At 58.3% G+C, this 13,665-nt stretch carries 7 protein-coding genes; 4 read left to right on the top strand and 3 right to left on the bottom strand.

What is annotated here, in order from left to right; all coding sequences use genetic code 11:
• Positions 1-180 precede the first annotated feature (180 nt).
• Positions 181-1,185, top strand: coding sequence for a hypothetical protein (locus WD071_RS16050; protein ID WP_368049413.1), 1,005 nt, complete (start codon positions 181-183; stop codon positions 1,183-1,185).
• Between the two features lie 52 nt (positions 1,186-1,237).
• Here the strand turns inward: WD071_RS16050 and WD071_RS16045 are convergent, their stop codons facing one another.
• Positions 1,238-2,029 (bottom strand): class I SAM-dependent methyltransferase, encoded by a 792-nt coding sequence (locus tag WD071_RS16045; protein ID WP_368049412.1) that lies wholly within the window; start codon positions 2,027-2,029, stop codon positions 1,238-1,240.
• A gap of 141 nt (positions 2,030-2,170) precedes the next feature.
• On the opposite strand from WD071_RS16045, the gene recC reads away from it, so the two are divergent.
• The 3 genes from recC to recD are packed head-to-tail and all read left to right on the top strand — an operon-like array spanning position 2,171 to position 11,738.
• On the top strand, positions 2,171-5,785 hold the full coding sequence (gene recC / locus WD071_RS16040; RefSeq protein WP_368049411.1) for an exodeoxyribonuclease V subunit gamma: 3,615 nt from the start codon (positions 2,171-2,173) through the stop codon (positions 5,783-5,785).
• A complete protein-coding gene (gene recB, locus WD071_RS16035) occupies positions 5,782-9,618 on the top strand; it encodes an exodeoxyribonuclease V subunit beta (protein WP_368049409.1) in 3,837 nt (1,278 codons plus the stop codon). Before recC ends, recB begins: the two co-directional genes overlap by 4 nt.
• Positions 9,618-11,738 carry an exodeoxyribonuclease V subunit alpha gene (gene recD / locus WD071_RS16030; protein WP_368049408.1) on the top strand — a complete coding sequence of 707 codons (2,121 nt, stop codon included), beginning with the start codon at positions 9,618-9,620 and terminating at the stop codon, positions 11,736-11,738. The genes recB and recD overlap by 1 nt, the downstream gene beginning before the upstream one ends.
• Before the next feature lie 39 nt (positions 11,739-11,777).
• On the opposite strand, the gene WD071_RS16025 is transcribed toward recD, so the two are convergent.
• Together WD071_RS16025 and WD071_RS16020 are read right to left on the bottom strand one after the other, a co-directional pair.
• Positions 11,778-13,199 (bottom strand): dipeptidase, encoded by a 1,422-nt coding sequence (locus tag WD071_RS16025; protein WP_368049407.1) that lies wholly within the window; start codon positions 13,197-13,199, stop codon positions 11,778-11,780.
• 98 nt (positions 13,200-13,297) lie between these two features.
• On the bottom strand, positions 13,298-13,665 hold a 368-nt coding region (locus WD071_RS16020; protein WP_368049405.1), incomplete at its 5' end, for a gamma-glutamylcyclotransferase.

The raw sequence follows: 13,665 nt of genomic DNA, 5'->3' as shown, positions 1-13,665 counted from the left end.
CAAACATGTAACCGCGGGAGTATAACGGCAACAAAATGTGATGGCATCAATGTTTTGCAGCAAAGTTTGACAGATTGTAAGCAAGAGACTGGCCGCTCACGTCATTCCCATGACTTGTCAGACAAGGGCTATTGATCAATAATCAGGCTGAAACCACAGTTTTTACGAGGGAGAACAACAATGACAACCCGACAAAACCTGGTAAATGCCACCCTGACACTGGCCCTGACAATGGCCTGCGGGCAGGCAATGGCCCAGGACGATCTGCCGCGCACCCCCAATGGCAAACCCGACCTGCAGGGCGTGTGGAGCAATGCCACCCTGACTCCGCTGACCCGCGATCGCGAGCTGGGCGAGACCCTGGTGCTGAATGCCGACCAGGTGCGTGCCATGGAAGGTGGTCATCAGGAATTCCTGGAAGCGGAGTATGCCGCCAGTGATCCCGACCGGGAGCCTGGTGCAGGCGCTCAGGGCGGCGATGACGGCGATACCAATGACGGTTATAACGAGTTCTGGAAAGAAGTCGGCGACCGCATTCAGGTCATCAACGGTGAACCGCGCTCCTCCATTATCATCGACCCGCCCAACGGCCAGATCCCCTTCGCCGGTGACCCGCGAGCGCGCTTTGCCCGCGCGCCCGGGGCACCTGATCCCAATGATGGTCCGGAAGGACGCCCGCTGTCCGAGCGCTGCCTGATCTCCTTTGGCACCCATTCCGGTCCGCCCATGCTGCCGGTGATGTACAACAACAACTACCAGATTGTGCAGACCGAAGACTATGTCATGATCCTGGCGGAAATGATTCACGATGCCCGCATCATTCGCATTGATGATGAACCCATGCCGCACATGCAAAAGTGGATGGGTGACTCGGTGGGGCGCTGGGAAGATGACACCCTGGTCGTCACCACCACCGGTTATCACCCGCAGCACACGGTGTTCGGCGCGTCAGAGAATCTGACGGTTACCGAACGTTTCGAGCGCGTTTCGTCATCAGAAATTGTTTACAGCTTCACCGTTGAAGACCCTACAGTCTTCAGCCAGCCGTGGACAGGTGAGCTGATGTTCAATGCCAAGTCCGCTGACGAACCCATGTACGAATACGCCTGCCACGAAGGCAACTATGCACTGCCCGGCGTGCTGGCCGGTGCCCGTCGCGCTGAAGCCGAGGCTGCCAGTCAGTAGCGGGGTGAGTTAAATGTGCCGGAGCGGGTTGTCAGCGTTGAACTGATCAGTTTCAGTACAGCTGTTGGTGAGCTGCAGTGGGCTTGCAGGCAACTGCAATGGCGTTATAACTGTCCCCGGTCCATGGCGCCAGGCGATCATAGTCGTGCTCCAGCATGGTGACCTCAAAGCCGGTCGCCAGCAGCAGGTCCCTTACCTGCGGCAGGGTTGTTGCTGTCATGGTGTGATGATCATGCCAGGTTTGTGTGTTATCGGCCGATTCGCGGGTAATGGACAAGCGCAAATCCAGCACTTCGCCCTGCCCCCGGTAGTACCAGCCTGATTCGAAACGCAGCAAGGCGTCTGCCTGCTGCACCTGCGTCACCACCTTGCGCTGCTGGCGCGCGCCATTGGCATCCACCGTATTGAACACCAGTACGCCACCGGGTTTCAGCGCACAAAAAGCACGCCTGAGGGTTTCGGCAAAGTTGTTCAGCGGGTGGCTGTAGTGAATCGAATATAAAAAACAGCTGATCAGATCAAACCTGTACACCTGCTCGAACGCTGCCAGGTCACACAGCAACAGGTTCGCCTGCGGACAGCGGACCTGCGCCTGTGCCAGCATGGCGGCGCTGTTGTCCAGCCCGGTGGGCACAAAACCCAGACGCGTCATTTCCTGCAAATGGGGCCCGGTGCCACAGGCGAGATCCAGGTAATCGCGCCCGCCCGACTGAGCAAAAGCATCAAACACCCGCACTGCGAACGCGCATTGCCCCGCATAATCCACTTCCGCACAAAACTGATCGTAATAGTCCGCCAGATCGGTGTACAGGTTTCCGTCGTTGCTTTTGACAGTAGCGGGCATGCTGACAGGCTCTTGCGCGTTGAGTAGCTGAATTAAAATGCGCGCAGGGTACACCAGAGTGAGGCATAACACACCATACCAATCAGCCCCAAAACGCTTATACTGGCAACCGGCAAAAAATGCAGACCCACGGACGAGCTAATGAGTTCAGCAGGAACAACACACCTCGCGGTAGCCATGCCCATACAACCGGGTTTTATGGTACTGCAGAGCAACCGGCTGGAGCAGTTGCGGCAGGTGACCGTATCCTGGCTGAGCCGCAATCCGCTGACACCGCTGGAAAACGAAGTCTTGCTGGTGCAAAGCAACGGTATTGCACAGTGGCTGAAACTGGCACTGGCCGCCGATACCGATGCCGAAGAACCCGGCTGTGGCATCGCAGCCGCCATGAACATCAGCCTGCCCGGCCGTTTTCACTGGCAGGCCTACCGCGCCGTGCTGGGTCAGCTCCCGGAAACCTCACCCTACGATAAGAACCTGCTGAGCTGGCGATTGCTGCGCCTGCTCCCCACCTTGCTGGCAGAACCCGAGTTTGGTGCCCTTCGGCATTTTCTGAGCGATGACAGCGGCCAGCGCAAGCAGTTTCAACTGGCCCAGCGACTGGCCGATCTGCTGGATCAGTATCAGATCTATCGCGCCGACTGGTTGCAGGACTGGGCTCAGGGAGTAAACCAGATTACCCGCCACAATGAGCATGCGCCGCTGCCTGATGAACAAGGCTGGCAGGCCGAGCTCTGGCGACGCCTGCTCAACGACATCGCGCCGCAGGCACGCGACAGCGGCCGGGCCCAGGTACATCAGCAGTTTCTGGACGCCTGCCTGAAACTGACACCGGAAACCCGGCCAGCCGGTCTGCCCCGACGTGTGGTGGTATTTGGCATCTCCTCGTTGCCCCGGCAAAGCCTGGAGGTGCTGGCGGCGATAGCACGCTGCACCCAGGTATTGCTGTGTGTCCATAACCCCTGCGCGCATTACTGGGGCGACATCATCGAACCGCACATGGCACAGCGACTGTTTTCGCGGCCTTACAAGCGCCAACCGCCACGCGCAGACATGCCCCGGATCACAGATACTGACAGCGATATCGGTGTCGTTGATGAGTTGTTCCTGCGCGGCAACCCCCTGCTGGCGGCCTGGGGCAAACAGGGGCGCGACTATATCCGGCTGCTCGACGAGCATGACGAGCGCGCGGCATACGAACAGTTATTCCAGGACAACAAACTCAATATTGATCTGTTTGAAGAGCCGCAGGAGAGTGATCTGCTGGGCCGCATTCAGGGCGACATCTTCCATCTGCGCAGTACCGACGAAGCCCGGGCGGCGGGGACTGACTTGAACCCCGACGCCGGGCTGAGTTTTCATATCGCACACAGCGCACAACGCGAAGTGGAAATTCTGCAGGATCATTTGCTGGACCTGTTTGCCAACGACCCGACGCTGCGTCCGCGCGACATTCTGGTGATGGTGCCCGACATCAATCAATTTGCGCCGCATATCCAGGCCGTGTTCGGGCGCATTCAGCGTGATGATACACGGTTCATTCCGTTTACCATTTCCGACCAGGGCAGACGCCATCAGGCACCGATTTACCTGGCATTGGCCATGTTGATGAACCTGCCGTCGTCGCGGTTCGGGGTCAGCGAATTGCTGGACCTGCTGGATGTACCCGCCGTGCAAAACGCCTTTGACCTGGACGCTGCCGACAAGTCTCTGCTGCACCGCTGGGTAGAAGGTGCCGGCATCCGCTGGGGACTCAACGCGGCACAGCGCACCGCCCAGGGCATGCCTGCTGCATTGAACAAGGATGCCCTGGAACAGAACACCTGGCACTTTGGCCTGCGCCGCATGCTGCTGGGCTACGCCGTAGGTCAGGGCGACGCCTGGCAGGGCATCGAGCCCTTTGCCGAAGTCGGTGGTCTAAGCGCGGCGGTGACCGGCAAACTCACTCACCTGTTGCGCGTGCTGGAACATTACTGGCAGGTGTTCCAGCAGCCTGCGGATGCAGAGACCTGGAGCGCCAGGATCAGCACGCTGCTTAACCAGTGTTTTGTGGCCAGTGATGATCGCGACACCCTGCTGATCAATCGCGCCGAACAGCGCTTGCAGAGCTGGACGGACGCCTGCGCGCAGGCGGATTTCCACGAAGAGTTGCCGATTGAAGTGGTCAGCGAATATTTTCTGGAATCACTGGATGAACTGGACCTGAGCCAGCGCTTCCTGGCCGGTGCGGTAAATTTTGCTACCCTGATGCCCATGCGGGCAATACCGTTCAGACATATCTGCCTGCTGGGCATGAACGACGGGGACTACCCGCGCCAGGTCACCTCTGTGGATTTTGACCTGATGCGACAGGACTACCGGCCCGGGGACCGGTCCCGCCGCGAAGACGACCGATACCTGTTTCTGGAGGCACTGCTGTCTGCGCGCGAGTCCCTGTATATAAGCTGGACCGGACGCAGCATTCGCGATAACAGTGAACGACCACCCTCGGTGCTGGTGGCGCAGTTGCGCGACTATATTGAGGACACCGTTGAAAAGCAGGACAGTAACGAACCGCTACTGCAACGCATCACCCACGAGTATCCCCTGCAGCCCTTCAGCGCGGCGTACTTCAGCGCCAACTCGGCAATGACCACCTATGCGGCAGAATGGGCACCACAACCCGGACAGACTATTTCCGACGATCAAACCATAAGTGCAGTAAACCCCACTGAGAGTACCGTCAGCCTCAGTGATCTGGTCGCCCTGCTGCGCAATCCGGCCGCCGTTTTTTTTGACAAACATCTGGGCGTGGTATTCAACAACGAAGAATTAACCGGCGATGACCATGAAGCGTTTGCCGTCGACGGTCTGCACAAATGGCAGATTCAGGATCAGCTGATACGCGATGCCCAGCGGCTATTGCGCACACAGGTTGATAACACATCAGTCGACATGCCCGGCATACTGGATCAACTGATCAACAAACAACAGCGCCAGGGTGTACTGCCGCTGCCACCGTTTGCCGATCTGTACCGTGACCCGCTGACCCGGGCATTGATCAAACCCTTACAGCGCTATCACGACCTGATGCGCCACAGCGCAGAAACCGGAACACGGCTGGTTCAGGCCACCGCCGCCGATGGCAGTTTGATGCTGGAAGACACCCTTAACGACCTGCGGCAAAACGACGATGGTGCGTATATCCGCTGTGTGATGTTGAGCAGTCAGATCTGGTCTGGTAAAACGCCGGGCGGACATAAAGCTGCCAGCACGATCAAATGGCATTACCTGGCACGGCACTGGCCCGCGCATGTGGCGGCGCAACTGCATGGCCCGGTTAAAACGCACGTGCTGGGACCCGATACTGATGAAATCCTGGCGCCGCTGGACCTCGACACAGCACAGCATGTCTTGCAGACCCTGCTGAGCCTGTACCAGCAAAACCTCACGCATCCGCTGGCGGCGGAAGTCAAAACCAGTTGCGCTTACCTGACAACTGATCCGGAAAAATCACCCCTGGACGCCGCCCGCTCGGTATACGAAGGAACTTACACTGTGTCCGGCGCGATGCAAAGCAGTGAGGCGTTGTCCCGTTTGTGGCCCGACTTTGACACGCTAATGCAAGGTCAGTTGCCGGAGCAGACAACGGAGCTTGTGTCTGATGCTGATCACCCGGCGTTTGTCAGCAGCAGTACTGATCTGTACCACGCCATGGTCGAGCATTGGACCCGGCATCGTCAACGTAACAACACCGACGGGGAGGACGCCGAATGAGCAGTGGAAACCCGGTTCGCAGCGACAGCCAACCCCTGGATATCCGCAGTTTCCCCCTGCGCGGCAGCCAATTGATCGAAGCCAGCGCCGGCACCGGCAAAACCTTCACCATTGCCCTGCTCTACGCCCGTCTGATTCTGCAACATGGCGGTGACGCTGCCTTCCCTCGCGCGTTAACACCGGAAGACATACTGGTGGTCACCTTTACCGATGCGGCCACCCAGGAATTGAAAGACCGCATTCGAGCCCGGCTGTCCGACGCCGCACGTTGTTTTATCAAACCGGACACTGAGTGCGACGATGTCCTGCGCCTGCTGCGTGACGACTATGACGCCGCCCTGTGGCCACAATGTGGGCGCTTGCTCAGCATGGCCGCACAGAGCATGGACCAGGCGGCCGTGTCGACCATACACGGCTGGTGCTATCGCATGTTACGCGAGCACGCCTTTGACAGTGGCAGCCTGTTCCAGCAGACCCTGATCACCAACCAGCAGGACATGTTTGCCGACCTGATACGTGACTACTGGCGCCAGCATTTTTATGCCCTGCCCGAGACCACCGCGCGTATCATCAACCGGGAATTTGGCAACCCGGAAACGCTGTTACAGGCGGTGCGACCGTTAATACACAAAACCAATACCACGCTGACCTTCGCCGGTGAAACCCTGCCTGAGATCAGCGACCTGACGCAAACACTGGCGGGTTTTGCCAAGCAGGCACGGGAAATCGCCCGCCTGGAAGAGGCGGCCCGCAGTGCCTGGGCAGCGTCCCGGGCCGAGCTTGAAGACCTGCTTGATGAACTGCAGGCAGCGCTGAACAAGAATTCCTATGCCGAAGCAAAAACCCCGGACGGCTTTGCAGCCCTGAAACAGAGTCTCGCCGACTGGGCACAGGGTGGGGACGCGCCCGCGCGCATGGTGCGTTTTGCACAGGATCAATGGAAGCTCAGCGGAGGCAAAAAGGCGCCCGCGCAACCGCAACACCCGGCACTGGCGGCGATTGCTGACTGGCTGGCCGAGAGCGAAGCCGCTGACAACAGCACCGGTCCCAATGTCCGCGCACTGGTGCTCAGTCATGCGCGCCGCTGGCTGGAAACCGCTCTGCACAAACGCCTGCAAGAAAAAGCCGAACTGGGTTTTGACGACCTGTTGCTGCAGCTCGATCGCGCCCTGCAAGGTCCACTGGGTGACAAACTGGCGGCACAGATCAGGCGTGATTACCCGGTCGCCATGATTGATGAATTCCAGGACACCGATCCGCTGCAATACCGGATATTCGACAAGATCTACCAGCTCAGCCGCAATCACGCGGACAGCGCCCTGATCATGATTGGCGACCCCAAGCAGGCAATCTATTCTTTCCGCAATGCCGACATCCACACCTACCTGGCAGCACGCCAGGCGACAGCCGGGCGGCACTACAATCTGGGCACCAATTACCGGTCAACGCAGGGCATTGTTGACGGCATCAACTATCTGTTTGCACAGGCAGAGACGTTTACTGCCGGTGCCTTTCGATTCCGGCAAGGGGAACATAACCCGTTGCCTTTTCTGCCCGTGGCCGCCAAAGGCCGTGACCAGACTTTGATCATCAACAGCATAGAAGCGCCAGCTATCACATTCTGGCATCTGGGCTCCGTCAGTGACGATGACGAGTATGAAGACCGTGTCGAAACGATAGCCATCACGCAATTCCGCAAAAATATCGCCTTGCGCTGCGCCAGCGAAATTGCCAGCTGGCTGCATGATGAAAAGACGGGTTTTGAATCGGGGACCGGTTTTACCCGCCTGCGCCCGAAAGACATCGCCATTCTCGTGCGCGGCCGCAGCGAGGCTAACGAAATCCGCGCCGCCTTGCATGCCTACGGGCTGGCCAGTGTCTATCTGTCTGACCGCGAATCGGTCTTTGCCAGCGCCGAGGCCCACGACGTATTACGCTGGCTGCGCGCCTGCGCCGAGCCGGGCGACGAACGCAAGTTGCGGGCAGCGCTGGCAACCGCCTCACTGGACCTGCCACTGTCGCGTCTGGAACAATTGAATCGAGACGAACTCGCCTGGGAAACAGAGACCGAGTTGTTTCGTCAGCTGCACCGGCTATGGCAGACCCAGGGGGTACTGCCCATGCTGCGCCAACTGATGCAGTTTCATGACTTGCCGCAGCGCCTGATCAATCAACCTGACGGTGAACGCAGCCTGACCAATCTGTTGCACCTGGCGGAATACCTGCAGAAGGCCAGCGCGCAACACGAGGGGGAGCAGGCCTTGATCCGACACCTGGCGGAGCAGATGCAGGACCCCGGTGATGAAGAGATTCTGCGCCTGGAAAGTGACAGCGACCTGATACGTGTGGTGACCATTCACAAAGCCAAAGGTCTGGAATACCCGCTCGTGTGTCTGCCGTTTGCGCCGGCCCTGAAAGAAGTTGATGGCCGGGTGAAACAGGTCATGATCATAAACAACGATCAGGCTGGTATGCGCCGCCTGGAAATTTCCGGCAATAAAACCGATGCCGACGCCTGGCAACAGGCCGACCATGAACGTTTGTCTGAAGACATGCGACTGTTGTATGTGGCCCTGACACGTGCCCGCCACGGCCTCTGGCTGGGGGTGGCCGCCGTCAGTTCCGGCAACAGCGCCAAAACCATCAACCACAAAGGCGCGCTGGGCTACCTGATGAGTGGTGGCGAACCCATGGACGCCATCAACGTTGCCGAGGCCCTGCAGCGCTGGCACGAAGACGGCAATGATGACAGCGGCAACACGATCAAATTGAAACCGGCACCCGCCATTCGTGATCCGGACGCGTTTGATAATCCAGCGTCTACACCGCCTGCCTTCGCTCTGAAACCGGCACGGGTGTCACCGCGCAGCCCGGCAGAAAACTGGTGGATTGCCAGCTACTCGGCATTAAAAACCGGCGCGATCAATGACAGAGCAGGCGCCATCGAGTCCCCGGAACCTGAAGCACCGCAGGATGACCAGGTTCTGGAAGAGCAGTCAACAGCGGCCGAAGATTCACGCGCCATCGAACAGCAACAACGCCATGACTTCAGCCGCAGTGCGCCGGGACTGCATGGATTTCATCGCGGCCCGAAACCGGGCACCTTTCTGCATGGCTTGCTGGAATGGGCCGAGGCCGAGGGTTTTGCCAACGCAGCAAGCAACGATGAATCACGTCGGCAAATGATCGCGCAGCGCTGCCTGCCGCGTGACTGGCAGGACGATGTTGAACGCCTGGATACCTGGCTGAAGGCGTTTTTGCAGACCCGCTTCGTGCTACCCGACCATTCTTCCCTGCAGCTGACTCAGCTGACATCGCAGCAAGCGGAGATGGAATTTATGTTCGCCAGCTGTCGGGTGGACGCCCGGGAACTGGACAGACTGTGCCAACAGTTCATACAGCCCGGCACAACGCGTCCGGCGCTGCTGCCCAGGCAACTCAATGGCATGATGAAAGGCTTTATAGACCTGGTGTTTGAACACCAGGGCTGTTTCTATGTCGCCGACTGGAAATCGAACCACCTCGGACCCACCGAGAGCAGTTACACACAGCAGACACTTGCGCAAGAGATCCTGCACAACCGGTATGACGTTCAGTACGCCATCTACCTGCTGGCCCTGCATCGCCTTCTGCGCAGCCGATTGCCGACCTATGACTACGACAGCCATGTTGGCGGTGCGTTGTATTTCTTTCTGCGCGGTCATGCCGCCGAGACACAGGGCCTGGTGGCAGACAAGCCACCGCTGGCGTTTATTGAAGCCATGGACACATTGTTCCAGACCGGTCGGTCCATTCTCACTTCGAGCCAGGGAAAACAGGAGGTTTTGTTCTGATGGCTGACTTAGCGAACCCGGAAACAAGGCGTGAAACCACCGATTTTGACGCTATGCTGAGCGACACTACCCGGTTTTTAGCGGTTTTGGACGATTGGGCGCGAGCCGGCTGGATACGCTGGCTGGATACCGAGTTCGCGGTTTTTCTGCACCGTCAGGTCCCGGATGCCCCGGTTCCCCTGTTACTGGCAGCCGCGTTAACCAGTCACCAGAACGGCCACGGCCACGTTTGCCTGGATGTCGAATACTGCCTGTCCGAACCCGGCAAGGCCTTGTCCCTGCCACCGGAATCATCTGCACATCAACCTGACGTAACACCGCAGCAACTGCTGTCCCGCATCGGGCTCGATCAGTGGTTGAACGCCCTGCAATGCCCGCAACTGATAGACGAAGCTATGGCTGCAGACATGCTGGCAAACGGCAATCAACCGCTGGTGCTTGACCGCAGCAGCGGTCGCCCGCTGTTGTATTTGCGACGCTTCTGGCACTACGAACAGACCCTGGCGCACAGTATCCGGCAACGGCTGCTATCACCGCCCGACATCAATGACAGCTTGCTGACAGCAAGCATCGAATCTGTTTTCGACCAGCTATCTCATAACACGCCTCAAGCAGGGGAATCACCAAACCATTCATCCAACCACTCATCCAGGCACTGTGACTGGCAGAAAATTGCCTGCGCGCTGGCCGCACGCAATCGATTTGCCGTCGTTACCGGTGGCCCCGGAACCGGCAAAACCACCACTGTGGTCAAGCTGCTCGCCGTGCTTCAACAGATGCAGAACGACACCGGCCATCCGCCACTGCGTATTCGCCTGGCTGCCCCGACCGGCAAAGCCGCCGCGCGCCTAAGCGCCTCCATCACCTCGCAACTGGCAGCGCATGACCTGCAGGGCATCCCGGGTGAAGTCAGCACGGTCCATCGTCTGCTTGGTCCCATACGAAACAGTCGGTTCTTCCGGCACAATGCCGGTCATCCGCTGCCGGTCGATGTTGTCGTCATTGACGAAGCGTCCATGGTGGATGTCGAACTGATGGCGTTATTGCTGGATGCTCTGCCCGCGCAAGCACGGCTGGTATTACTCGGCGACAAAGACCAACTGGCATCCGTGGAAGCCGGCGCAGTGCTCGGCAGTCTGTGCCAGCGCGCCGGGCTGGCACACTACACGCAGGAAACCGCAGACTGGACAAGATCGGTGAGTGGGCAGAAGGTGCCTGCAGAGTTGACTGACAGCAACGGCACTGAACTGGACCAGGCCATCACCATGCTGCGCTACAGCCACCGCTTCGGTGCCATTCCCGGCATCGGCGAACTGGCGCAGGCAGTCAACACCAGTGCTGACGCGGACACGCTGAATGCGTATTTTGACGGACGGTTCAATGAACTCAGGCGCATCAAAATACGCAGCACGCAGGACAAGGCATTCGAGCACCTGATCAGCGATGTTGATAGCGGGTACGGTCACTATCTGACGCAGGTAGACAAGATGCCAGCAACAGAGGCCAACAGTCATGCCTGGGATGACTGGGCGCTGACCGTGCTCAAGGCACATGGCCACTTTCAGCTACTGGCCGCCCTGCGCAAAGGTGAGTTCGGTGTTGAGAGCTTGAACAGACGCATCGAACAGATACTGCTTAATACAGGTTTGCTGGTTGTCGGGCACGAGCGCGAGCATGCCACCTGGTACCCGGGGCGCCCGGTGATGGTGACGCGAAATGACTATCATCTGGATCTGATGAACGGAGACATCGGCATTACCCTGCCCTGTCCGGTTTCAGCGCCAGGTGGCACTGAATTGATGTTGCGGGTGGCTTTTCCCACAGCGGACAAACTCAAGCCCGTGCGCTGGATACTGCCCAGCCGTTTACAATCAGTAGAAACCGTATTTGCCATGACCGTTCACAAATCGCAGGGCTCGGAATTCAACCACACTGCGCTGATCCTGCCGCAACATGACAACCCGGTGCTGACACGTGAACTGATTTACACCGGCATTACCCGCGCTGCAAAACAGTTCACACTGATTGATGGCAATGCCAGCATACTGCCCCGGGCCGTCGCCAGCACGGTATTCAGAGCCAGTGGCCTGCTGCATACGATCAACAGCAGCGTTAATTAACTCATGAGCCCTAACGCATAACCAACGTATCAACGGGAATCAGACGCCCTCAGACGCCTGAATCTCCTCAGCAATGCGTTGCACTTCATCCAGCACTCGAAGTACATTCTCGCCCCAGATTTTGGCTATTTCTTCTTCGCTGTAGCCGCGTCGCACCAGCTCCAGGGTCACATTAAATGTTTCCGACGCATCGGCCCAACCGGTGACGCCACCACCGCCATCAAAGTCACCGCTGATGCCAACGTGATCAACGCCGATCAGCTCAACCATGTAGTCGATGTGGTCAACAAAGTCGCTGACATCCACCGGTGGCGCCACAACGTCTACCTCAGCAGCGATACGTGGCGCAGCCAGCTCGTTGATTTCCGACAGTTGCGCCAGATAGGCGGTGCGGGCGTCAGCATCCAGCGCCCGGGCTTCGGCTGGCGTCAGCAGGGTGTAGCCCAGGTCATCGGCTATGTCCGCCTGCAGCGTCCGCAATGCCTGGGTGTAGGCGCTCTGTTTTTCGGAGTCGACATAACTGCGGAAGGCAACGGCCTGCACTACCCCCCCGTTATCACGAATGGCCAGCAGCTCGTCGTCGTACAGATTGCGGCTGACGCTCGGATCCAGAGCCCGGGCCGAGGAGTGTGACGCCATCACCGGTGCACGGGACAACTCAATGGTCTCCTTGTTGGACTCATAGGACGGATGCGAAACATCAATGATGATGCCCCATTTGTTCATCTCGGCAATGGCTTCGCGCCCCAGATCACTGAGACCGTTGTGCAACCAGATATCGTCATTCTCACCGGTATTGGAATCAGCAAACTGGCTGTGGCCGTTGTGAGACAGGGATGCATAACGCGCACCCAATTCGTAGTAACGACGAACGTTTCCAATATCCATGCCCATCGGGTAAGCATTTTCGACTCCGATCATGGCGACCTTTTTACCGCTGGCGACAATACGGCGGACATCGTCTGAGGTATAGGCCAGTTCGATCTGATCTGGTGCGATTTCGGTCGCCAGGCGCTGAATTGCACTGAATTTGTCCAGCGCATTGGCCTCGGCAGCGGCGAAGCCTTCCTCGGTCAGCGGCCCCTGCCCGGTGTACACCACAAACCAGGCCACATCCATGTCACCGGCTTCCATTTTGGGCAGATTGACCTGCGTATCGAGATCCTGAACGTAGTTGGTGTCGGGCGCGAAATTGGCGGTGTTGATATCGACGTGTGTGTCCATCACGATGACCCGTTCGTGAATACCACGGGCGCGTTCGATCAGCGCCTCTTCGCTTTCTGCCGCCGGCGTGCTGGTTTCCGGCGCTGCTGCGGCAGCCGGGGCTGGCGCAGATGTGGCCGGGGTTTCCGAAGGCCCGCAGGCGGCCAGCAACAGTGATGATGCAAACGTTACCGCCAGCGCCCAACGAGAGCGGAAACTGCGGATAACACGGGTTGGATCATTGAGATTCTCAGACACAAGCTTTACCTCCGGAAAATGGATCGGGGATTTCGTATTTATATCTTCTAACGCATGACTGTCGTCACTCTATATTTGCTGCCTGCAAAACCTGTGCCTTATTGTGAATCCGTGGCCCGGGGTTGCCAGCCACCCGTTGCTATCGGTGCCAGGCCGGATACCGGCGGATTATACAAATACACCCAGGCGGGACCGTAGCGCGTCTGGAACATGCGGCGATCATAAAGTCCGTTGTCGGGCGACTCCGCCAGATAATCCTCCAGCAAATCCAGTTGGCGTAATTGCAGCGTGGTAACCGAAAAAACGTCAACCTCAATGCCCTGGGAAAACTCTGCTTTTGCGCCCGGATAAGGTCCAAGATCGTAGAGTGTAATTTCACGCAATATATCATTGCCCATGAACTCTGCATCTTCCAGCAAATGGTAATTACTGAGCCCCCGTTTGAGGGTTCCGTAAACGGCAACCA

Origin of the sequence: Pseudohongiella sp. (assembly GCF_040877505.1) — a bacterium.
Lineage (GTDB): Bacteria > Pseudomonadota > Gammaproteobacteria > Pseudomonadales > Pseudohongiellaceae > Pseudohongiella.
The sequence above is the reverse complement of the archived record's forward strand: the minus strand, read 5'-3'. Positions and strand labels throughout refer to the sequence as shown.

What these genes read in the sequence shown, in the direction of transcription:
- WD071_RS16050 (WP_368049413.1), top strand. Translation starts at nt 181, where the DNA reads ATGACAACCCGACAAAACCTGGTAAATGCCACCCTGACACTGGCCCTG.
- WD071_RS16045 (WP_368049412.1), bottom strand. Translation starts at nt 2,029, where the DNA reads ATGCCCGCTACTGTCAAAAGCAACGACGGAAACCTGTACACCGATCTG.
- recC (WP_368049411.1), top strand. Translation starts at nt 2,171, where the DNA reads ATGAGTTCAGCAGGAACAACACACCTCGCGGTAGCCATGCCCATACAA.
- recB (WP_368049409.1), top strand. Translation starts at nt 5,782, where the DNA reads ATGAGCAGTGGAAACCCGGTTCGCAGCGACAGCCAACCCCTGGATATC.
- recD (WP_368049408.1), top strand. Translation starts at nt 9,618, where the DNA reads ATGGCTGACTTAGCGAACCCGGAAACAAGGCGTGAAACCACCGATTTT.